Annotated in this window: 25 protein-coding genes; 12 read left to right on the forward strand and 13 right to left on the reverse strand. The window is 58.2% G+C overall.

The window, feature by feature from the left end; all coding sequences use genetic code 11:
• Nucleotides 1–285: 285 nt before the first annotated feature.
• Together cheB and Q1A44_RS13885 are read left to right on the forward strand one after the other, a co-directional pair.
• The gene (gene cheB / locus Q1A44_RS13880; RefSeq protein WP_299626187.1) at nucleotides 286–1,338 is read left to right on the forward strand and encodes a chemotaxis-specific protein-glutamate methyltransferase CheB; all 1,053 of its coding nucleotides are present in this window, start codon (nucleotides 286–288) and stop codon (nucleotides 1,336–1,338) included.
• A gap of 128 nt (nucleotides 1,339–1,466) precedes the next feature.
• Nucleotides 1,467–1,847, forward strand: coding sequence for a chemotaxis protein CheD (locus Q1A44_RS13885; RefSeq protein ID WP_299626190.1), 381 nt, complete (start codon nucleotides 1,467–1,469; stop codon nucleotides 1,845–1,847).
• Between the two features lie 39 nt (nucleotides 1,848–1,886).
• Here Q1A44_RS13885 and Q1A44_RS13890 read toward each other — a convergent pair whose 3' ends face one another.
• From Q1A44_RS13890 to Q1A44_RS13935, 10 genes are all read right to left on the reverse strand, one after another.
• Nucleotides 1,887–2,222 (reverse strand): hypothetical protein, encoded by a 336-nt coding sequence (locus Q1A44_RS13890; protein ID WP_299626193.1) that lies wholly within the window; start codon nucleotides 2,220–2,222, stop codon nucleotides 1,887–1,889.
• Complete coding sequence (locus tag Q1A44_RS13895; protein WP_299626196.1) at nucleotides 2,219–2,605, reverse strand: response regulator; 387 nt, start codon at nucleotides 2,603–2,605, stop codon at nucleotides 2,219–2,221. The genes Q1A44_RS13890 and Q1A44_RS13895 overlap by 4 nt, the downstream gene beginning before the upstream one ends.
• Nucleotides 2,606–2,618: 13 nt before the next feature.
• Nucleotides 2,619–3,485 carry a CheR family methyltransferase gene (locus Q1A44_RS13900; RefSeq protein WP_299626199.1) on the reverse strand — a complete coding sequence of 289 codons (867 nt, stop codon included), beginning with the start codon at nucleotides 3,483–3,485 and terminating at the stop codon, nucleotides 2,619–2,621.
• On the reverse strand, nucleotides 3,485–3,943 hold the full coding sequence (locus tag Q1A44_RS13905; protein WP_299626202.1) for a chemotaxis protein CheW: 459 nt from the start codon (nucleotides 3,941–3,943) through the stop codon (nucleotides 3,485–3,487). The genes Q1A44_RS13900 and Q1A44_RS13905 overlap by 1 nt, the downstream gene beginning before the upstream one ends.
• 1 nt (nucleotide 3,944) lies before the next feature.
• The gene (locus tag Q1A44_RS13910; RefSeq protein ID WP_299626205.1) at nucleotides 3,945–6,071 is read right to left on the reverse strand and encodes a chemotaxis protein CheA; all 2,127 of its coding nucleotides are present in this window, start codon (nucleotides 6,069–6,071) and stop codon (nucleotides 3,945–3,947) included.
• Nucleotides 6,072–6,080: 9 nt separating this feature from the next.
• A complete protein-coding gene (locus Q1A44_RS13915) occupies nucleotides 6,081–6,446 on the reverse strand; it encodes a response regulator (RefSeq protein ID WP_299626208.1) in 366 nt (121 codons plus the stop codon).
• On the reverse strand, nucleotides 6,443–6,721 hold the full coding sequence (locus Q1A44_RS13920; RefSeq protein WP_299626211.1) for an STAS domain-containing protein: 279 nt from the start codon (nucleotides 6,719–6,721) through the stop codon (nucleotides 6,443–6,445). Before Q1A44_RS13920 ends, Q1A44_RS13915 begins: the two co-directional genes overlap by 4 nt.
• 215 nt (nucleotides 6,722–6,936) lie before the next feature.
• Entirely contained in the window at nucleotides 6,937–8,019 is a 1,083-nt protein-coding gene (locus Q1A44_RS13925) for a dihydropteroate synthase (RefSeq protein WP_299626214.1), read from the reverse strand.
• 12 nt (nucleotides 8,020–8,031) lie between these two features.
• Nucleotides 8,032–8,958 (reverse strand): methylenetetrahydrofolate reductase, encoded by a 927-nt coding sequence (locus tag Q1A44_RS13930; protein WP_299626217.1) that lies wholly within the window; start codon nucleotides 8,956–8,958, stop codon nucleotides 8,032–8,034.
• A gap of 55 nt (nucleotides 8,959–9,013) precedes the next feature.
• Nucleotides 9,014–9,310, reverse strand: coding sequence for a virulence factor (locus tag Q1A44_RS13935; protein WP_299626220.1), 297 nt, complete (start codon nucleotides 9,308–9,310; stop codon nucleotides 9,014–9,016).
• Nucleotides 9,311–9,525: 215 nt separating this feature from the next.
• On the opposite strand from Q1A44_RS13935, the gene Q1A44_RS13940 reads away from it, so the two are divergent.
• From Q1A44_RS13940 to Q1A44_RS13950, 3 genes are all read left to right on the forward strand, one after another.
• Nucleotides 9,526–10,191, forward strand: coding sequence for a sulfotransferase family 2 domain-containing protein (locus Q1A44_RS13940; RefSeq protein WP_299626223.1), 666 nt, complete (start codon nucleotides 9,526–9,528; stop codon nucleotides 10,189–10,191).
• A gap of 74 nt (nucleotides 10,192–10,265) precedes the next feature.
• Nucleotides 10,266–11,390: a Ppx/GppA phosphatase family protein gene (locus Q1A44_RS13945; protein WP_299626227.1), complete on the forward strand. Its 1,125-nt coding sequence runs from the start codon at nucleotides 10,266–10,268 to the stop codon at nucleotides 11,388–11,390.
• Between the two features lie 76 nt (nucleotides 11,391–11,466).
• On the forward strand, nucleotides 11,467–12,219 hold the full coding sequence (locus Q1A44_RS13950) for an RlmE family RNA methyltransferase (protein ID WP_299626229.1): 753 nt from the start codon (nucleotides 11,467–11,469) through the stop codon (nucleotides 12,217–12,219).
• 359 nt (nucleotides 12,220–12,578) lie between these two features.
• On the opposite strand, the gene Q1A44_RS13955 is transcribed toward Q1A44_RS13950, so the two are convergent.
• Complete coding sequence (locus Q1A44_RS13955; protein WP_299626231.1) at nucleotides 12,579–12,737, reverse strand: hypothetical protein; 159 nt, start codon at nucleotides 12,735–12,737, stop codon at nucleotides 12,579–12,581.
• Between the two features lie 268 nt (nucleotides 12,738–13,005).
• Here Q1A44_RS13955 and Q1A44_RS13960 point away from each other — a divergent pair, with 268 nt between their 5' ends.
• The gene (locus Q1A44_RS13960) at nucleotides 13,006–13,305 is read left to right on the forward strand and encodes a hypothetical protein (RefSeq protein WP_299626234.1); all 300 of its coding nucleotides are present in this window, start codon (nucleotides 13,006–13,008) and stop codon (nucleotides 13,303–13,305) included.
• Nucleotides 13,306–13,309: 4 nt separating this feature from the next.
• Here Q1A44_RS13960 and Q1A44_RS13965 read toward each other — a convergent pair whose 3' ends face one another.
• Nucleotides 13,310–14,314, reverse strand: a complete 1,005-nt coding sequence (locus Q1A44_RS13965) for a GlxA family transcriptional regulator (RefSeq protein WP_299626236.1) — start codon at nucleotides 14,312–14,314, stop codon at nucleotides 13,310–13,312.
• Nucleotides 14,315–14,498: 184 nt separating this feature from the next.
• Here Q1A44_RS13965 and Q1A44_RS13970 point away from each other — a divergent pair, with 184 nt between their 5' ends.
• Nucleotides 14,499–15,872, forward strand: a complete 1,374-nt coding sequence (locus Q1A44_RS13970; RefSeq protein ID WP_299626239.1) for a class II 3-deoxy-7-phosphoheptulonate synthase — start codon at nucleotides 14,499–14,501, stop codon at nucleotides 15,870–15,872.
• Between the two features lie 71 nt (nucleotides 15,873–15,943).
• Here the strand turns inward: Q1A44_RS13970 and Q1A44_RS13975 are convergent, their stop codons facing one another.
• Nucleotides 15,944–16,606 carry a PAS domain-containing protein gene (locus Q1A44_RS13975; RefSeq protein WP_299626242.1) on the reverse strand — a complete coding sequence of 221 codons (663 nt, stop codon included), beginning with the start codon at nucleotides 16,604–16,606 and terminating at the stop codon, nucleotides 15,944–15,946.
• Between the two features lie 232 nt (nucleotides 16,607–16,838).
• Between Q1A44_RS13975 and Q1A44_RS13980 the strand changes: the two genes are divergently transcribed.
• From Q1A44_RS13980 to Q1A44_RS14000, 5 genes are read left to right on the forward strand one after another with little or no spacing between them, the layout of a single operon-like run.
• Nucleotides 16,839–17,753, forward strand: a complete 915-nt coding sequence (locus Q1A44_RS13980) for a YicC/YloC family endoribonuclease (RefSeq protein WP_299626245.1) — start codon at nucleotides 16,839–16,841, stop codon at nucleotides 17,751–17,753.
• 6 nt (nucleotides 17,754–17,759) lie between these two features.
• Nucleotides 17,760–18,401: a guanylate kinase gene (gene gmk, locus Q1A44_RS13985; protein WP_299626249.1), complete on the forward strand. Its 642-nt coding sequence runs from the start codon at nucleotides 17,760–17,762 to the stop codon at nucleotides 18,399–18,401.
• The gene (locus Q1A44_RS13990; RefSeq protein ID WP_299626252.1) at nucleotides 18,398–18,925 is read left to right on the forward strand and encodes a gamma carbonic anhydrase family protein; all 528 of its coding nucleotides are present in this window, start codon (nucleotides 18,398–18,400) and stop codon (nucleotides 18,923–18,925) included. Before gmk ends, Q1A44_RS13990 begins: the two co-directional genes overlap by 4 nt.
• On the forward strand, nucleotides 18,922–20,106 hold the full coding sequence (locus Q1A44_RS13995; protein ID WP_299626255.1) for an aminotransferase class I/II-fold pyridoxal phosphate-dependent enzyme: 1,185 nt from the start codon (nucleotides 18,922–18,924) through the stop codon (nucleotides 20,104–20,106). Before Q1A44_RS13990 ends, Q1A44_RS13995 begins: the two co-directional genes overlap by 4 nt.
• A gap of 11 nt (nucleotides 20,107–20,117) precedes the next feature.
• Nucleotides 20,118–21,179, forward strand: a complete 1,062-nt coding sequence (locus tag Q1A44_RS14000) for an ATP-binding protein (protein WP_299626258.1) — start codon at nucleotides 20,118–20,120, stop codon at nucleotides 21,177–21,179.
• Nucleotides 21,180–21,414 lie beyond the last annotated feature (235 nt).

The raw sequence follows: 21,414 nt of genomic DNA on the forward strand, positions 1-21,414 counted from the left end.
TAACAATGGACCCCGTCGTCATCAAACACAGATTCATGAACGCAGTCACAAAATAAAAAATAAAAAAAACCAGGGGGGTAGCTTAAGCCAACCTTCACAACTTTGAGCCTATGGTGCCTGAACCGACACTGGTATGGGCAGCCATAGGCAATGATTTGGAGCAGGCAAGCGCGCGGCGTATACAGCACGCGAAACGATTTTAAAGATTTGACTGATCCGCATTTCAATGTGGTTTATGTGGCATGTGTGTCCTTCGTTTTTGGCTCAAATATGCGTTGATGCAGGGTGATCACATCAGCAATCCCCAAAGATCGCCCCTTGCGGGCTGTGATTGTCGACGACTCGCTAACCATGCGGCGTTGGCTGGACAGTGTCCTGAACCGCGATGCCAGGCTTCAAGTTGTCGGCATGGCGGGAACCGCTGAAGAGGCGCGTGCGGTCATAAAGGCGACACAGCCGGATGTCCTGACGCTGGACATTGAAATGCCCGGTATGAATGGTTTGGAGTTTCTGTCGCATATTATGCGGTTGCGTCCCATGCCGGTGGTCATGCTGTCCTCCAGGTTTGACAAAAACCTGTCTTTTGTTGCCAAAGCCAAACAGATAGGTGCGGTTGCGTGCGTCAAGAAACCTGTCTTTCCAACGCCAACCGCGGTTCAGCATTTGTGCGATCAGATTGTCGCCGCAGTGCGAGGTACCACCGGCGCACAAAAAACGTCGTCGCTGGCACCGCGCACCGCAGCCAACAGCAAAGTCATCCTGATCGGCGCGTCAACAGGTGGCGTGGCTGCGATTGAGGCTTTGCTGTCCCAAACACCTCAGGATGCGCCGCCAATCGTCATCGCACAACATATGCCGCATGCCTTTCTGGTCAGCTTTGTTGAGCGATTGAACCGGCTTTCGGGCCGAAACGTGGACTTTGCGCAGGATGGTGATGTTCTGAACCCGGGCGAGGTTCGGATTGCTCCTTCGCAAGCGATGCAAACCTGTATTGCCTGGCACAGCAATGCATGGCGCATCCAACATGTAGAACAACAGCCCGAACATATGTTCTGCCCTTCGGTCGATGTTCTGTTTTCCTCGGCCGCCCCTTGGGCGAGATATGTCGCCGCTGCACTTTTGACCGGGTTGGGAACGGACGGAGCTCGGGGCATGCAAACACTGTTGCAAAACGGCGCCCAGACGGTTGTGCAATCACAAGAAAGCTGCGTCGTCTACGGAATGCCGGGGGCGGCGCAGCGGTTGGGCGCGGCCCAGCACGAGGTTGATATTGGTGAAATTGGACCGCTGTTGATGAAACTGGTGGCAACCCCTGTCCACATGGGGGGCGGGCTTTGACAGAGACCCGTTTGCATATCACCCAGGGCGAATTTGCGGTGGGTACTGATCATGAGCTCGTGATTTCGACGTTGCTTGGATCCTGCGTTTCTTGCTGTCTCTGGGATTGCGAGGCCGGTGTCGGTGGTATGAACCATATGTTGTTGGCCCGGCCAAGTGCAGGCGCATCTGCGCATACCCTGTCCGGCATCAATGCAATGGAATTGTTGATCAACGAGTTGATCAAACTGGGGGCACGGCGTGACAGACTGAGCGCAAAGGTCTTTGGTGGAGCCCGCATGATCTCTGGCTTGTCAGATATCGGCGCGGAAAATGCTGCGTTCACCAAAGCCTATCTTGAGGCCGAAGGAATTCCATTGGTGACTGAATCCCTGGGGGGGTGCCAGGCGCGCAACTTGCGTTTTTGGCCGACCACAGGTCGGGCGCAGCAAAAACTGACGGATGTACGGTTGCGGGACGCGGAAAGTCATGCGCCATTGTCCACAGGCAATGCGATTGAGTTGTTCTGAAGTTGAGGCGTATTTGGCGGTTTGGAATCTGTTTGCGAATTAGAAGAGATCAACCACACCCGAAGCTTGAGTTGCTTGTTTTGGCGCGTCGTTCAAGAGATCGCGCGTCGCAGAAAGCTTCAATGAGTTAAGGTGGTGTACACGATCCTGACCGTCAGCAGTCAATGCTTGGACCAGCCGCGACAGGTCTCGCAGAGACTGGGACAGGTGGTCGAGGCGCTGAAGGTCCTGGACGAAGGTGGATGTGACGGAATCCCGCTGATGCGCGATCAATTGCGCCACGATATGTTCGATATAAAGCGCGTCGTCGGAAAGCGAACCCAAATGTGTGGCAACGCGATCAAGCGTGAGTGGATCAACGTGATGTTCCGTCACAGCGGCCCCACGACGGTTTCAATGCATTTTCGCAGATCTGCGGGTTCGAATGGTTTTTTGAGATAGTTGTTCATACCCAGTTTACGGCCGTAATCGATGATCTGTTGTTCGGCGCGGCCAGTGATCAGAATAAATCCAATCCCTTTTGTTTTGGCAGCACTGCGCAAGTGGTGCAAAAGCTTCAACCCGTCCATGTTCGGCATGTTATAGTCCGAGATGACCAAGTGTACGGGGCTCTTGGCAAGAGTTTGCAGCGCGTCGTTCCCGTCTTCGGCCGTCGACACATGGCGCACACCCAAACCGTCCAGTGCCTGAGTGATCAAGCCGCGGCTTGTGGACATATCGTCCACGACCATGATCCGTATTTGATCGCGCAATGCCATGCGACGTCTCCCGTTAATTATGCCGAATTGCGGAAAGTTGTTTGTCTGCTTTGTAAGCAGTGGGCCCGATTGTCGAAAATCCAAAGCTGTCGGGTGAGCTGATCCGTTCTGAATGCCCGAGGAAAAACATGCCATCTTGTGCCAGTGCTTCTTTGAATCTTGGCCAGAGCTTTTCTTGGGTTTTTGTATCAAAATAGATGACCACATTTCTGCAAAAAATCGCGTCGAATGTCTGTCGCATCGGCCACGCGCCAAGCAGGTTCAATTCTCTGAAGGAAATGATTTTTTTGAGATAATCCTGCACAGTCAAGCATCCCGCGTTGTTTGGCGCCTGTTCAAAAAAGCCGGACTTGTTGGCCTCTGACACTGCCGTCAGTTGCTGTTCTGGATATGTGCCGCGTGTTGCAAACGCGACGACGTTCGGATCGATGTCGGTGGCCAGTATACGAAAGTCTGCGCGTGCCAGAGCAGGCTCGGTACGACACAAGTGCATTGCAATCGAATAGGGTTCTTGACCGTTTGAACAACCTGCCGACCAAATGCGGATGCGTTGGCCGGTGGCAATTTTCTTTCTGAAGATCGGCAAAAGATGCTCGGTCAGCAGATCGAAATGGTGTGGTTCGCGAAAAAAATGTGACACGTTTGTGGTGAGAGCGGAAATCATAAAGCGGAGTTCATCGCGCCCCGGATCAGAACATACCAGCGAGGCATATTGGTCAAAATCGTGTATCTGCAAAGCGCGAAGCCTGTGCCTGAGGCGGGATTGGACCATCAGCAGCTTCTCCGGCACCAACAGCAAACCGCTTTCACGATAGGCCAACGCGGCAATATCCTTGAATGTATCAAGGCCGAGCGTGGCTTGTGTCGCGCCCGCAGACATTAAGCCGCGTCGCTGCGCAAAGTGTTCACGATATGCGAGAGGTCGAGCACACGGATCATGCGATCATCGATCAACGTCAGTGACTTGATCACACTCGGACCTTGGCCCGAGGTGCTGTCCGGTGGTGGCTGCAAGTCTTCTTCGGTCAGCGCAATGATATCGGATACCGCATCGACCAACAGACCTGTCATGATGTCATCATGTTTGACAACGATGATCACGTTCCGCTCCGTTTTGTCTCGCACCGGCAGGCCAAGCCGTTCGGCCAGATCCATCACTGGCAAAACGGTGCCACGCAGGTTTATCACACCCTTCATGTAGCTTGGCGCGTGGGGCAGGGGGGTGGCGCGTGTCCACCCGCGAATTTCGCGAACACACATGATGTCGAGGGAATATTCCTGATCGCTCAACTCAAAAGTGAGCAGTTCAACGGGCGTGGCAGTCTTTTTGTCACTCATCTCAAGCTTCCTGTTTTTGCAAGGCAGGTGCGGGCATAATATCCGTGCTTGCCTGCGCGATGATGTCGGATGGATCCAGGATCAACGCGATCTGTCCGTCGCCAAGAATCGTTGCGGCGGCGATCCCCGGGGCCCGATAAAACCCGTCGTCGAGACCTTTGATGACGACCTGTCTCTGGTCTTGGATCTCGTCCACGATGAGGGCTGCACGCGTGCCGTCCTCTTGCGTAATCAAAAGTGCGGCACTGTCCACGTAACTGTCTCGGCGTTCACGGTAGCCCAGTTGCAGACCCAAATCGAACAGCGGAACAAAGCCCCCACGCACGCGCACCACATTGAAACCGGGCTGGATTTCATCAAGGTTTTCAGCGCTCAAGGTGAGGGTCTCCGCGACAACATTCAGGGGCAATACAAGCGTTTCGTCGGCGACTTTCACAACCATTCCGTCCAACACCGCAAGCGTCAATGGCAGCGAAATCGAAAAGGTGGTGCCCTCGCCCCTGTTCGAGGAAATCGAAATCCGCCCGCCGAGCGATTGAATAGAGGTGCGCACCACATCCATGCCCACACCGCGCCCGGACAGATCGGACACTGTACCAGCGGTCGAGAATCCGGGCAGAAACAGAAGGTTGTCGATTTCGGATTCCGAAAGTGCACTGTCGGCTGGAATCAGCCCTTTATCGATTGCGATTTGCATGACGCTTGGCCGGTCAATCCCCCCGCCATCATCGCTCACTTCGATGATAACACGACCTGAGCGATGTGCTGCCGTGAGGCGCACTTGCCCTTCAGCGGGTTTGCCGGCCGCAGCCCTGTCTTGGGTGTTTTCCAACCCGTGATCGACCGCATTGCGGATCATGTGTGTCAGTGGGTCGGCCAATCGCTCGATCACGGTCTTGTCGACTTCGGTCGTCTCGCCTTCGGTGATCAGGCGCACGTCTTTGCCAACCGCCGCAGACGCTTCGCGCACGATGCGTGACATGCGTTGAAACAGGGATTTCACCGGCTGTGCCCGGATCATCATTACGCTGTCCTGAATGTCACGCGTAAGCCGCTGAAACTCCTCCAGGCCGTTCATGGCATCGGAATGTGGGGATAAACCGGAGCTTTCGAGGCTTTGCGCCAACATGGCCTGATTGATCACGAGTTCGCCAACGAGGTTGACCAAACGCTCGATCCGGTCGAGATCAACGCGTACAACGGATTTCGCAGCAGTTGGCGGTGGGGTGCTGACCTTTCGCTCGACTATGGGAGGGGCAAGGGGTTCTTCGGTGATCGGGAGAAGTTCTGAATCAGGAGCAGGTGTTTCCAGCTCGAGAAGCGAAGGAAGCGTTTCGCCGGTGGTCATACCGTCATTGAGAGAGGAAATAGTAAGGCTGCACAGCCCTTCAACGAACTCAAAGACAGACGTGACCTCGTCTTTGTGCGCTTGGGTGTGAAGGTCGATGGTCCACCACAAATACGGAGTTTCCGGCGCCAGTTCGACGAGGGTCGGGATCTTTTCAGTATGGCAAGTGACCTTGCAATCGCCCATGTCACACAGCGCTCGCAGGATTGGGACGGCGTCATTGCCTGTCTCGAACATCTCAGGCTCAGGGGCGAAGGTGATGCGAAAGCCCGACTGTGGGCTTGAATTGTCTGGCGTCGCATCCAAGTCGGGGAGGTCCGGCAGATCAAAATCCAGCGCCAATCCCAACGGTTGAAAGTCGATTTCTTCGTCTGCCTCTGTTTCGTCCTCGGTGACGTGTTTGTTCAGCTCTGTCAGAATTGCCTGTCCTTCGGCATCAGGCATGTCCAATTCATCGCGACAGGCGCGCACGAGGTCCGACAGATGGTCAGCGGCACGGAAGAATAGTTTCAGCAGGTCAGGTTCGACTGTTAGATGCCCGCTGCGGACCTGATCAAGCACGGTCTCGTAACGGTGCGCGAAGCGCACGAGCGGTTCGAGGCCAAACGCCCCGGCACCCCCCTTGATCGAGTGGACCGCGCGAAAGACGATGTTGATGGTTTCAGTATCGTCCGCGCCATCATCCATCACCTGTAGCTCGTCTTGCATCGCTTCAAGCAGTTCCTCGCATTCAATGAAAAACGACGCGCGGATCTCGGCCATCGGATCGGGGGAGGTCATCAGATGCTCCTATCCTGCAACCATTTGCAAGGCTTTGACGAGCTTGGCCGGATCGAAGGGTTTTACGATCCAACCGGTGGCACCCGCGTTTCGGGCGCGCATTTTCAGTTCGGGCGCCGCCTCGGTGGTCAGGACCAGAATGGGTGTCGCACGGTGGCTGCTTTGATCGCGCACCGCGTCGATGAAGCCGAACCCGTCCATGCGGGGCATATTGATGTCAGTGATGATCACGTCCGGTGTAATACCGGACAGTACCTCGGTGCCGTGCACGCCATCGTCAGCGGTGTGGACGGTGAACCCAGCAGGCTCAAGCGCGAGCCGGATCATGTCGCGCATCGTGCGGCTGTCGTCTACGGCCAGAACTTCAAGGGTCATCGCGCACCCTCCGCCAGCATTTCAGGGGTCAGTCCCATGCAGGACAATTGCTGCACTGCGCGTTCGGTCAGCCCGGTGATCTCAAGGCTGCCGCCCGCATCCAGAACGGTCCGGGCAGCACTTATGATCGATTGGGCGCAAAGGGCCCCCAAATGGGTGATTTCGCTGCCGTCCAAGACAACTTTACCCCCTGGCACCTGAGACGCCATGCTTTGCGTTAGAGTTGCGACCGCTGCCAGATCCAGCCGCGGTGGCAATACAATCGGTTCAACCATTGATCACCTGACCCGTTTCAAAAATCTGACGTCGCATCACGGCCTCCGTATCACAAAAACAACGAGGCAACTTCTAGCGGACGGTCCGTTAAGACCGCGTTACCCTCAGACCGGGCAAATGACTTTTTTGATGAAATTCGGATACGGTTCTGTTCTGAAACAGAAATAGCCCGCAGCGCAACACGCCGCGGGCTATTCAAACGCGATTGGTCTGTTCAGGCGCGCCGACGTCGTCCGCCGCTGCGGCCCGCACGACCGCGCCCTTCTTCACCTGCTTTGGGGGGCTGGCGGTTGAAGGCAATCCACGCGCCGCCACCCTCGTCATTGTTGGTGAGGAAGTTGGCCGCGCGGATCGCTTCCATTTCCTTGCCCGCGCGGGGCTTGGTCGAGCCCATGCCGAACATCTGCACAAAAGCCTCGTCATCCATGCCCTCAGGCAGGATGATACCAGCGGCTTCGATTTCGGCCCGTTTTTCGGCAATCTTGAGCGGCCCGACGGGCAGGGCAACCGGGTTCATGATTGCCGAAGTCATCCCGGCACCCATCGCCATGGGCAGGAAAGCGTTGTTGATGCCGTGCCGGTTGGGCAGGCCGAAGGAGATGTTGGAAGCACCGCAGGTGGTGTTCACGCCCAGTTCTTCGCGCAAACGACGCACCAGGGTAAAGACCTGCAAACCGGCTGTGCCCATGGCCCCGATGGGCATCACAAGCGGGTCGACCACGATATCATGGGCGGGAATGCCGAAATCAGCGGCCCGTTCCACGATCTTTTTGGCAACGGCAAAACGCACATCGGGATCTTCGGAGATACCGGTGTCGTCGTTAGAAATGGCCACGACGGGCACGTTGTATTTCTTAACCAGCGGCAGGACCAGTTCCAGGCGTTCTTCTTCGCCTGTGACGGAGTTCAACAAAGGCCGCCCTTCGGCAGCAGCAAGGCCGTTTTCCAGAGCACCGGGCACCGAGCTGTCGATGCAAAGGGGCGTGTCGGTCACGGCCTGAACCCGCTCGACCAATTCGCGCATCAGTGTGGGTTCGACAAAGTTGTTGTCGGCGTAACGTGGGTCTTCGGCCATCTTGTTGGAGAACACCGCGCCGGAGTTGATGTCGAGAATGGTGGCACCAGCGGCCGCCTGGGCCACGGCATCCGCCTCAACCCGGGAGAAGTCGCCGCGCTCCAATTCTTCGTTCAGGATCTTGCGCCCGGTTGGATTGATCCGCTCTCCGATGACCGCAAAGGGCTGATCAAAGCCGATGATGGCGGTCTTGGTCTTGGATTCGACGATGGTGCGTACCATTCAAATAGTCCTTCAGGCGTTGGCTGGGCGGGCAGAGGCGCCGCCGTTTTCGATGGCCCAGTGGGCGTTGGTCTTGATCCCGCCCAGGGGAAAGAAATGGACGTTGGTGATGTTGAAATCAGGGTTGGCGGCCTTGTGGGCGGCCAGCTCAGAAATCACGTCCGTGGGTTCAAAGGGCATCAGCAGCTTGGTGACGTCCTTGGCGCGACGTTGCAGCACGCGCAGGGAAGGGCCCACGCCGCAGGCAATAGCGAACTTGATCATGGTCTGCAACTTGGCAGGACCCGCGATACCAATATGGATGGGCAAGTCGATACCTGCCGCCTTGATCGCGTCGGCCCATGTGATGATCGGGCCCGCCTCGAACGCAAATTGGGTGGCCAGTGCCATGTCGGCGTCCGTGCGTTCCGAAAACGCCTGTTTCCACGCCAGCGCCGCATCCACATTGGCCATGCCACCGTTTGGATCAATATCCTTGTTGCCCTCGGGGTGGCCCGCCACATGCAAACGCTTGAAGCCCGCCTTGTCGAACGCCCCGCTTTCCATCAGCTGCATGGAGCTGTCAAAGTCGCCATGGGGTTTGTCCACGCCGCCGGCCAAGAGCAAGGCCTGATCCACATTCGCCTCGCCCTGATAGCGGGCTATCCAGTCGGTCAGGGTTGCCGCATCCTTGATAATGCGGGCGGGAAAGTGGGGCATGACGGGAAAGCCATCGGCATTGAGGCGCTTGGCCGTGGCAACCATGTCCTCGATCGGCGTGCCCTCGATATGGGCGATATAGACGCGGGTGCCCTCGGGGAGGATGGCGCGGAAATCCGGAACCTTCTCGGCGGTGCGGGGCATCACCTCGATGGAATAGTTCTGCAACAGGGCCTCAACCTCGGCGCTGAGCGTGCCCGCGACGGGCCCATCGTCTTTCTTGAATTTCAACAACGCCATTGCGGTTACTCCCATGCGGTCCAAGTGGACCCGTAGTTTTGATGTCCAGGGCCGGTCAGGCCCAACCCTCATTGTCGATCAGCGCCTTGATGCGCGCCGTGTCATATTCGGTTTCAAGACGGACGGCCTCCGCCTCGGCCACCACGTCGGGATCGCCCTCGACTGGGTAGGGGTCGGCCTTGCGCCACTCTGCAAGGTAGGCATCAGCATCCTTGGCATTCACCTTCATCGCGGCGCGGTCGATGGCTTGCTCAAACCGCTCTTCGAGCTGGCGTTTGGAGCCACGGCGGCCTTTGCCTACGATGACTTGGGCCGGGATGTCGCGCCAATAAACGATGGTGACGTCGGGCATGTGATTCCTCCAGTGAGAGTTGGCCCTGAATACGGCACGATCAACGCACCACACGGCTCAATTTCGACAAAAGCAGTGACTGTTGCGACGCGGGGCGCGGGCGTGAGTCGGTTATGCAACAGCCTGCCAAAAACGTTTACCGGACTGTTGGCTTTGGACCAACGTTGTTAATCTAATATTAATATTCGTAAATCCTCAGGTTCAGGGCTGAAATCATGGTTGTTCGCGTAGACCCAAGCAAGATTGCCTATATGGCGGTGCCCAAGGCGGCATGCTCTTCTGTAAAGGCGTCGCTTGCCGCACTTGATCCGACCCACTCGGTTGATGACCCCACCCAGATGGGTCAAAAAGAGGTGCACGCCTTTTATGCGACGCAACGCTTTCGTAAACATCGCTGGATGCATCTGGATGACTATTTCCGTTTTACGGTTGTGCGCGACCCTCTGAAACGCCTGTTGGGCGTCTATACCAACCGTGTCGTCGGCCTGCGCGAGCTTTATAATTGCCGCAAGATCAAACGGGGACGGGTTGACCTGCCCGCCGATCCTGATCCTGATTTCTTTTTCCAGCACCTCGAAGAATATGTTGAGGTATCCTCCAGCATCAAACATCACGCGCTGCCGACGGCCTTGTTCACAGGGCGCCGGTTTGATGTTTATACCAAAGTGTACAAGACCAACGAAATCAATGCGTTGTCGGCCGACCTCAGCGCGCATGTGGGCCGCGAAGTGGTTGTCCCGCACTTCAATTCCAGCGATCGACCACTGACCCTGGATGACCTCAAGCCCGAAACGCACCGCGTTCTGAAACAGCGGCTGGCGGCTGAATATGCGCATCTGGCCCGGTTTTTCGAAAATCCGCTGGAGCGTGTGGCAGCCTGACGGCGTCCAAGCCACTTGCGGGATCGTGTCCTAAGACATATCGTCACGACAACTCGATATGAAAGGCGCAGAATATGGCGCCAAAGCGTCCCCATGGTGCGGGCGCGCAAGCAACGCGAGGTGCGAGCCGTGCACCTCAGCCCGTGCCACGTGCCGATGGGTCGCCTGCGTTATACGCAGCGCTTGATCTCGGCACGAACAGTTGTCGTATGTTGATCGCCGAGCCGCGAGGCGCGGGATTTCACGTTGTCGACAGTTTTTCCAAATCGGTTCAGTTGGGCATGGGGCTGGAACGGTCGGGTCGGCTGTCGCGCGGGTCCATGGCGCGCACAGTACAGGCGCTGCGCATCTGCCAGCAGAAACTCAAGCGCCACAAGGTCAAGCGCATGCGCCTCGTCGCGACCGAGGCATGCCGCCGCGCGCTGAATGCCAAGGATTTCATCGACAGGGTGCACCGCGAGACCGGCCTGCGCCTCGATATCATCGAGCCAGAGGAAGAGGCGCGGTTGGCCGTCATTTCTTGCGCCCCGCTGGTCAGCCCCAAAACGGAAAACTTGTTGGTGGTTGACATTGGCGGCGGCTCGACCGAGCTGGTGTGGATTGATCTGGCCCATGTGCCCAAACATGACCGCCCTCAGGCGATCATGCGACTGCATTCGGGGTTCAAACAGGCATTGACCGATGTGCCCGAGGCCCGTGTCGTGGACTGGATCAGCGTGCCGTTGGGTGTCGCCACATTGCGCGAACAGTTTAATGACGTTGAGGACGATTCTGCGCGCTTTGCCCTGATGAGCTGGTTCTTTGAGGAAAACCTGTCGGATTTCTCGCCCTATCATGCGACCGAGCCGACAGAGCGGTTTCAGATCGTGGGCACCTCCGGCACGGTCACAACTGTCGCGGCCTCCCATCTGGGCCTCAAGCGGTATGACCGGACCAAGGTGGATGGGCTGCGCATGACGTCCGAACAGATCGACACGGTGATCCGATCCTATCTGGCGATGGGGCCTGGCGGGCGCCGTGCCGATCCGCGCATCGGCTCGGACCGTCATGCGTTGATCATGTCGGGGGCGGCGATCTTGCAAGCGCTGATGCGCTGCTGGCCCACGAACCGCCTGTCTGTGGCCGACCGTGGCCTGCGCGAGGGGCTGCTTTACGCCCAGATGAGCGCGGATGGCGTGCTGGATACGGACGCGCTTTAGGGCGCAATCCAGGCGGGGTCCTTGATGATCGGCGCGCCACACGCTACCTGAACAGCAACTCAGACAGGTGATCCTCGTGGCCAAAACCCCAACCGGCAAAAGCAAGACCCCAAGTGGCAAGAACACCTCTGGCCGTGGGCAACGTGACCTCAAGGTCAAGGTAAAGTCCGCGCGCGGTCGCAAGCTGTCCTCGACCCGCTGGTTGCAACGGCAACTCAACGATCCCTATGTCAAACGCGCCACCGCCGAAGGATACCGGGGCCGTGCCGCCTACAAGATCATGGAACTGGACGACAAGTTTCGCTTTCTCGTTCCGGGTGCGCGGATTGTCGATCTGGGCGCAGCCCCAGGTGGCTGGTGTCAGGTTGCTGTCAAACGCTGCAACGTCCTGAACGAACGGTCGGGCAAGGCCGTGGGCACGATCCTCGGCATCGACCTGCAAGAGATGGAGCCGATTGCAGGTTGTGAATTGCACCAGCTGGATTTCATGGATGACGGCGCTGATGAGCAAGTCAAGGCTTGGCTGGGCGGCAAGGCCGATGTGGTGATGTCGGATATGGCGGCGGCATCTTCCGGTCACAAACAGACCGACCACCTGCGCATCATCTCGCTTTGCGAGGCGGCGGCCTATTTTGCCTTTGACGTGTTGGATGAGGGCGGCACATTTGTTGCCAAGGTTCTTGCAGGCGGGGCCGAGGGCAGCTTGCAAAAACTGCTCAAACAGCGCTTTGCCAAAGTGGCCAATGTGAAACCACCTGCCTCACGCTCTGACAGTTCAGAAAAGTTTGTGGTTGCGACCGGGTTCAAGGGCGCCATCGACGACGTCTGATCTGGAAAAGGACCTCAAAGCCGCTTGTTTGACATCATCCTGGTGGTTGGTCGGATTGGCTGCGGGTGGCGCGATCATGTCGTCAACGTCGGTCTCAACAGACGGATCACCATGACGCAACAGGTCAAAGATACGCGCGTGACGGGGGTTGTTGGGATCGTGAAGGCTCATGGCAGCAACAAAACACACTTTAGACAAGCAGGTCGGTCCAGCGCTCCGCGTGCAGATTGCGCAGCACAGGTAGTGTGCCAAACCGGGCGCCTTTGGGCAAGAAGGTTAATACGCCTGCGTATGTTGGATGAGCCTACTGCGGATGTCTTGAGCATTTTTTTCGTCGAACATCGGTCCTTAGTCGAGGCTCACCGCGTCAGGGACGTCACCGCCCGCGCCAAAAACGCGTCAGAGGCTGTGCCCGTTGGCGCTGCTGCGTCCTTTTTCTGCCCGCGCCGCAGCTCTTGCTGACGGATCAGTTCAAATAGGCGCATATGCGGCGTCATCTTAGCAAGGAACAGGTTCATTCGCAGGGGTTATCTGCAAAACCGAGCCAAGATTGGGCAAAGCTGTGGTCGCGATAAGGTTTTTTAGAGCAGACGCAAAGGATAAGCGGTTGTAGCGTTGACTTCGCTGCCATCGCGGATATTTCCTGCACTACCTAATCAGGAGTTGTAGATGCCGCGTTTCCTTATTTATGCCTTGATCCTGATCTTGCCGTGAAGCGCTTTTGCGCAACAGACGTCCTTCTTCCCTACATATGACGACTACTAGGCCTACGTGGATGCGCAGATTATGTCACGGGATTACATTCCATTGGTCGTTCAATTGGGGGGCGGGGACGCAATTACCAAGGAACAGTTGGAGAACTTCAAACGACAGTTGGATTTTCTTTATGTGCGCGACTTCGAAAACGTGAAAATCCTGAAGTCAGTCACACTTGAAAATGGGTTCGAACAAGAGGCGCGTGCCTATTGGTCGGGACTGACGGGCTATCTGTTCTACTATGCACTTTTACATCGCCGAGACGATGGAATCGTGGTTCTAGAGTTTGTGTTGAACTCGACGGCCAAATCGATCATGGACCGATTCTAATCCTCTAGATCGACAGCCGTGCGGCATGCGTCCCGCGCTCACGATAGGGCGTCGTGTCATAATGCGCCCTGTAGCATTTTGAGAAATGCGAAGGCGACGCAAAGCCGCAGGCCAACGCCACGTTGATCACGCTCATATCGGTCTGCATCAACAGGTTGCGGGCCTTTTGTAGGCGCAATTCCATGTAATAACGCTTGGGCGACCGGTTCAGATAGCGGCGGAACAAGCGTTCCAATTGCCGGGTCGACATGCCCACGTCTTTGGCCAGGATCGAAGGGCTGATCGGCTCTTCGATGTTTTGCTCCATGATCTGGATGACCTGGCTCAGTTTCGGGTGGCGCACGCCGATACGGGTGGGCACGGACAAACGCTGGGTGTCCTGATCGGTCCGGATCGATGAATAGATCAGCTGATCGGCCACCGCATTGGCCAGTTCTTCACCGTGATCATCGGCAATCAGCTTGAGCATCAGATCAATGGAGGAGGTGCCGCCTGCCGTGGTGAGACGCGTGCCATCCACGACAAAGACCGACTTGGTCAGCTCGACCTCCTGAAACTCCTCGGCAAAGCTGTCCTGATTTTCCCAGTGGATCGTCGCCTTTTTCCCGTCCAGCAATCCGGCCTTGGCCAAGGTGTATGCGGCGGTGCACAGACCTGCGACAGACACGCCCTTGCGGGCCTCGCGGCGCAGCCAGCCCAAAAGACGTTTGGTGGTGGCCGCTTGTACGTCAATCCCACCGCATAGCATCACCACGTCATCGCGGCTCAATTCATCCAGATCACCATCAAGGGCAAAGCCCGCCCCGGCCGAGCAATGGGCGATCTCGCCCCCCTCACCGATGATGCGCCAGCTGTATAATTCGCGTTCGGCCATGCGGTTGGCGATACGCAGGCTTTCAATGGCTGCGGAGAAGCAAAGAAGGGTGAAATTATCAAGGAGTACAAACACGTAACGCGTAGGTTTGTGCGTGTCGTCATGGGTCCGGGTGGCCGGGCGCGAGGTCGACATTGCGGCGGGTTCCTGTTGTTATCGGTGCCCCGGGGACACACGGCTGTTTATTGCCTGCAAAAGACCTTGAGCACGGGCCAAACGCCGCGTCAAGAGGGCGCATTTGGGATATGGTCACCTCGGCCAGCCTTTTGTATAGAGGGACCGCGATCATGGGATCGCTAACATTTTGCGGAGAGAGACGATGAACGATTGGACAAAATCTGACTGGCGCGCCAAGCCCCGGGTACAGATGCCCGATTATACTGACCAAGCGGCACTGAATGCCGTCGAGGGCCAGCTCTCCAAGTATCCGCCCTTGGTGTTTGCGGGTGAGGCCCGTCGGCTCAAGGCACATCTGGGTGCGGCTGGTCGCGGCGACGCTTTTCTGCTTCAGGGTGGAGATTGCGCGGAATCCTTTGAGCAGTTCAGCGCGGACAGCATTCGCGACACGTTCAAGGTAATGCTGCAGATGGCCATGGTGCTGACCTACGGCGCCAAGGTGCCCGTGATCAAGCTAGGCCGCATGGCCGGTCAGTTCGCCAAGCCGCGTTCGGCCAATACCGAAACAGTGAACGGCGTCGAGTTGCCTAGCTACCGCGGTGACATCATCAACGATCTGGCCTTCACGCCAGAGGCGCGGATCCCCGATCCGGCCAAGATGTTGCAAGCCTACACCCAGGCGGCGGCAACACTGAACCTACTGCGCGCCTTTTCGACCGGTGGTTTTGCGGACATGCACATGGTGCATTCCTGGACGCTCGGCTTTGCCGAGGGCAACGGGGCCGAGAAATACCGCGAGATTGCCACGCGCATTCAGGACACGATTGATTTCATGGCAGCCGCAGGCATCGACGCCGACACGACGCATGAATTCTCGACCGTGGAATTCTACACCAGCCACGAATCTCTGCTGTTGGAATATGAAGAGGCGCTGACGCGGCTTGATTCCACTTCTGGCAAGTGGCTTGCCGGCTCGGGTCACATGATCTGGATCGGTGACCGTACGCGTCAGCCTGACGGGGCTCATGTGCAATTTGCCAGCGGGGTTCTGAACCCCATCGGTTTGAAATGTGGTCCCACCATGACCAGCGACGACCTCAAGTTGTTGATGGCCAAATTGAACCCTGAAAACGAGCCGGGCCGCTTGTCCTTGATTGCGCGATTTGGTGCGGGGGCGGTGGGCGAACATCTGCCGCGCCTGATCAATACTGTCCGCGAGGAAGGGGCGAATGTTACCTGGGTATGCGATGCAATGCATGGCAACACGATCAAGTCGTCCACGGGCTACAAAACCCGGCCCTTCGACTCGGTGCTCCGTGAGGTGCGCGAATTCTTTGGCGTGCATGAGGCGGAAGGCACTGTGCCGGGCGGCGTGCACTTCGAGATGACCGGCCAGGACGTCACCGAATGCACCGGTGGCGTGCGTGCAGTCAGCGACGAGGATCTGAGCGACCGGTATCACACGGCCTGCGATCCACGCCTAAACGCGTCGCAATCGCTGGAATTGGCGTTCCTGGTGGCAGAAGAACTGTCGAACCTGCGTTCGGCACGGGCCAAGGCGCGCGCGGCCAGCTAAAAAACCGACGACGAAGAAATTGCGCGTTCGGCTGATCCGGGCGCGCCTTTTTTCGTGCCTGATAGAGATGATCAGTCGTCGTTCTTGACCAGACGCAGATAGGGCACATCAGGCCGGGGCGCGTGCGCCTCAAACCGCACCTTGGGTTCCGCAAAGCCATCGACGCCGGTGCGCATCGGCGCAGGCTCGGGCTTGGGATCAGGCTGCGAGGCGGGCAAGGTCGATGGGGCAGAGATCGAGCGGATTTTGGCCCCCACAACGTCAAATCGGCGCGGCGCGCGGCCAATGTCGCCCTGCGCGACAAAACAGCCCAAAACACGGCTGACGTCGCCAAGATCGCTTTTCAACGGCAAGAGCAGCAAACGCGCATCCATGTGGGGTTTGTTCACACCAACTTCACCGCTCAGTCGCAATTCGCTGACGGCGGGGCGTTGAAACACTTCCTCCAGCGCGTCCGACACCTGACGGCGCCCGGGGGGCGTAATGAAGGAGGTCAGCGGCATGCCGCGCACCTCCATCCCCATCAGATCGCTCAGGTGGCTGCCGGCAATGCGGATGCGAGCCATGCCGGGGGCGATGCGTTCCAGCACGAACGTGTATTCCAGGGCGGATTCGATCCCGCGCGGGTCAATCTCGGACCGCTTGGGCATCATCCGCATACCACGCAGACCTTCCCAATAGGCCTCAACCTGGGAAATTGCGGAGTATCCGATCTCTGCGCGAAATTCTGTCATTGCAACAATATTGTGGGCCTTCGGGTCAGATTTGTCCATTGCCTGCGTCTCTCACTGGTTATTCGGTACATGGACACGTCCAATGTGGTTGTCCTCGACACAATGCATATCAAATTTGCAGGGTAATTGGCGTTAAATCCTTACAAATGGTTAACCTACGGCGCCGCGACACAAGATGATGCGAGCGGGCTTTGGCTTGCCTGAGCCTGCGGTTCGCCCTAAAGCCACAGTCATGACCAAAGCAGACCCCCAAACCGATCTTCGTTCGATGACAGGCTTTGCCGCACAAACCGGTGCTATGGACCCGTTCCGCTGGGCTTGGGAAGTCCGTAGCGTTAATGGCAAGGGCCTTGATTTGCGCCTGCGGGTGCCAGACTGGATTGACGGGCTTGAGGCGGCATTGCGCCCCTTGGTGGCGGCGCGTGTGCAGCGCGGGAATGTGACCGTCGGCCTGCGCGTCAACCGCGAGGATGCTGTGGCCAAGCTGGCCGTCAGTGCGATCCAGATGAAGGCGGTGGTGCACGCCTTGCTGGAGATTGAAGCCGAAGCAATGGATCAGGGTCTGTCCCTTGCGCCCTCACGGGCCAGCGACATTGCGGCCATGCGCGGTATAATGGAGCAATCCGCAGCCCAAGATGACCCGGCCCCTTTGCGGGCGGCTGTTTTGGCCGATGTGCCCGCGCTGCTCGACGCCTTTGATGCGATGCGGTTGGCCGAAGGTGCTGCCTTGCGTGATGTTCTGCGCAATCAGTTGGACCAGATCGAGGCGCTCACGGCAGAGGCCGCGACCGTTGCCGAGGCGCGAAAGGCGGATGTGGCCGAGACACTGAAACGCAATCTGGCCCGCGTTCTGGATAACACCGATGGGGCCGATCCCGACCGGGTGGCCCAGGAACTGGCGCTGCTGGCTGTCAAAGCGGACGTGACCGAAGAGATTGATCGCCTGACCGCGCATGTCACCGCCGCCCGCGATTTGATCGCGCAGGGCCGCGCCATCGGTCGCAAGCTCGATTTCCTGATGCAGGAGTTCAATCGCGAGGCCAACACCCTGTGTTCCAAGGCGCAGAATGCAGAGCTGACGCGGATCGGTCTGGCCCTCAAGGTGCTGATTGACCAGATGCGCGAACAAGTCCAAAACGTGGAGTAGACCCCAATGGCTGACCGGCGTGGATTGCTGATTATTCTGTCGTCGCCCTCGGGTGCCGGAAAAAGCACCTTGGCCAAGCGGTTGATGGAGTGGGATCCGACACTGTCCTTTTCGGTTTCGGCCACGACGCGCAAGCCGCGGCCCGGCGAAGTGGACGGCAAGGATTATCATTTCATAGACGAGGCGCGGTTTCGCACCTGGGTGTCCGATGGACAGATGCTGGAGCATGCGCATGTGTTTGGCCATTCCTATGGCTCGCCCCAACCACCCGTTCAAGCCGCTATCGAGGCGGGGCGCGACGTTCTTTTTGATATCGACTGGCAAGGTGCACAACAAATCCGCAACTCGGCGCTGGGGGCCTATGCGCTGTCGATCTTTATCTTGCCGCCCTCGATCCGCGAATTGCACCGCCGGTTGGTCACCCGTGGTCAGGACAGCGAAGAGGTCATCGCCAAACGCATGCGCAAAAGCTGGGACGAGATCAGCCATTGGGATGGCTATGATTACGTGCTGATCAACGAGGATCTGGACGAGACCGAAGCCAAGCTGAAAACCATTGTCGCCGCCGAGCGTCTGAAATTTGCGCAACAGCCGCGCCTTTCGGATCACGTGCGCACCTTGCAAGCCCAGTTCGAGGAGCTGCCATGACCCTATACGCCTTGGGCGACAAACGCCCCGACATCCACCCCGACACGTGGGTAGCCCCTGATGCAAATCTGATCGGTCAGGTCGTTTTGGAAGAGGCCGCCAGCGTCTGGTTCGGTTGCACGATCCGCGCCGATCACGAGGAAATCCGCATCGGTGCTGGCACCAACGTGCAGGAAAACTGCGTGATGCATATCGATCTGGGCTTTCCGCTGACCATCGGCACGGGCTGCACCATTGGCCACAAGGTCATGCTCCATGGTTGTACCATCGGGGAAAATTCTCTGATCGGAATGGGGGCGACCGTTTTGAATGGCGCACAGATAGGCAAGAATTGTCTGATCGGGGCAGGGGCCTTGATCACGGAAAACAAGGTCATCCCCGACGGCTCTCTCGTGATGGGCGCGCCGGGCAAAATTGTGCGGGAACTGGACGCACAAGCGATTCAGGGCCTGCGCGCCTCGGCCCTGCATTACCAGGAAAACATGCGCCGTTTTCGCGAAGAGATGAAAGAGGTGAGCCAATGAAAAACGACCGTGGGTCCTTGATGCGCCCGACGCCTTTGCCCGACAGCGCGTCGCGCCCCGTTGTAACGCCGCTGAGCCCCTCGGTGGTCTATGCGTCTGACACGCCTGACATGCTGGACGCGCAGTATGAGGGGGACATGCACGGTTATACCTATAGCCGCGAGGGCCATCCCAACGCCGACGTGGTCGCCAAGGCCATCGACCGGATGGAAGGGGCGCCAAATATGGGTGTGCTCTGTTCCAGCGGAATGGGCGCTGTGTCGGCCGTCTTGTTGGGCCTGACCAAGGCGGGTGACCATGTAATCGGCGGCAACCAGCTTTATGGGCGCTCTTTGCGGATGATGTCCGAAGACCTGCCGCGTTTGGGGATCGAAACCTCGATGGTTGATCCCGGCGATGTGGACGCCGTGCGCGCCGCCATCCGCCCTGAGACGCGGATGATTCTGGTCGAGGTTGTGTCCAACCCCACCTTGCGTGTGGCTGATATTCTGGGACTCGCGGCGCTGGCGCGTGAGACGGGTGTGCTGCTGGTGGTCGACAACACGTTTACCACGCCGCGCGCCTTCAAGGCCTTTGAACACGGAGCGGATATTGTCATCCACTCGATCACCAAGCTGCTGGCGGGGCATTCCGATGTGATGCTGGGCTATGTGGCGGCCAGGGATAAGGCTCTGAACGACCGCTTGCGGGTGTTCACGGTGACCACGGGCATGACGCCCAGCCCTTTTGATTGCTGGCTGGCGGAACGGGGCATGCTGAGCTTTGATCTGCGGTTTGACCGGGCGCAGGCGACGGCGGCGGTTCTGGCCGATCACTTAAGCGGGTTGGCGGGGGTCAAACGGGTTATTTACCCGGGCCGCGCGGATCATCCCGACCGGGAACAAGCGGCTACCCTTCTCAAGGGGCAGAACTGCAACATGGTCAGCTTTGAAATTCCGGGTGGACGGGCGCAGGCCAATGCCTTTGCGCGGGCCGCGCAGGGGTTGAACTTTGCACCGACGCTGGGGGATGTGGGTACGACAGTATCGCACCCCGCATCCTCGTCGCACCGGGCACTGACAACAGAGCGGCGCGCCGAGCTGGGCATGTCCGAAGGCTTCTTTCGGGTGTCTGTCGGCCTCGAAGACCCGCAAACGTTGTGCGACGTGTTCACTGCGGCGGTCGAAGCGGCAGCGGAGTAGGGGCGCGAGCCATGACCAGCGACACGCTTGAGGCATTGCTGGGCGCAATCCCGCTGCCCGCCCTGGCCATTGACGGCTCTGAACGGATCATCGCGGCCAATATTGACGCACGCAGTCTCATCGGCGGACGGGCGGTCGGCATGAACTATGTCTCGATGTTGCGCCAACCCGCGTTGCTGGATGCGATCGAGGCGACCTTGCAGGACGGCGTGGCGCGCACCACCCGCTATCTCAGCAATGACGGCGCACAGGACACCACCTTTCGGGTAAGCTGCCGGGCGGTTCAGGGCGTCGGGCGCAATGCGGCGGGCGCGGTTGTGCTGGTGTTCGAAGACATGACCATGGTCGAGACTGCCGGCCAGATGCGCCGCGATTTCGTGGCCAATGTCAGCCACGAATTGCGCACGCCGCTGACCGCCCTCATGGGGTTTATTGAAACCTTGCGCGGTCCGGCCCGCGATGACCGAGCGGCATCCGAGCGGTTTTTGAACATCATGCAGGACGAGGCAGAGCGGATGAACCGACTGGTTGGGGACCTGATGTCGCTCAACCGGGTGGAAGGGGACGAACGGGTGCGTCCGACGGCGACGGTGTCTTTGGTCGATGTTCTCGACTCCACCTTGCGCACTTTGCGGCCGCTGGCCAAGGACGCGAGTGTCGAGATCGAGGCCGATTTCGGCACTGACCCGGTCGAGATGAACGGCGATGCGGATCAGCTCAAACAGGTCTTTACCAATCTGATTGAGAACGCGATCAAATATGGCGGATCGGGTGGGCGTATCACCGTGCAGCTGAGTGTGAACGACCGCGAACCGGCCTTGCGCGCGCCGGGCGCACGCGTGCGGATCACAGACTATGGGCCGGGCATTGATCCTGTGCACCTGCCGCGACTGACCGAGAGGTTTTATCGCGGCGATGATCATCGCAGTCGAGCCTTGGGCGGCACCGGGTTGGGCCTTGCCATCGTCAAACATATTATCAACCGCCATCGGGGCCGGTTGCGGGTGGAAAGTGAGCTGGGCAGGGGCGCGACATTCACCGTGATCCTGCCGCGACATGACGTGATGACCTAAATCTGGCTCACAGCGCGGGGCGCTGCACGGTCAGAATCATCCCATCCTTGCGACTGAACCGTCATAACCGCGCAGCATTTGCAGTACGCGCATCCGTATTGCGTGTTTTCGATGAAAAAGATGCGACAGGAACTGCGAGTGGGGTAATCCCCTAAAATTCAGAAAATAAACGAAAAAGTCTGATTCTGGGGCATCATGTACGGCGTTTCGTGCACAAATCTGGTGCCTTCATAAA

Origin of the sequence: uncultured Tateyamaria sp., assembly GCF_947503705.1 — a bacterium.
In the GTDB taxonomy this organism is placed as follows: domain Bacteria; phylum Pseudomonadota; class Alphaproteobacteria; order Rhodobacterales; family Rhodobacteraceae; genus Tateyamaria.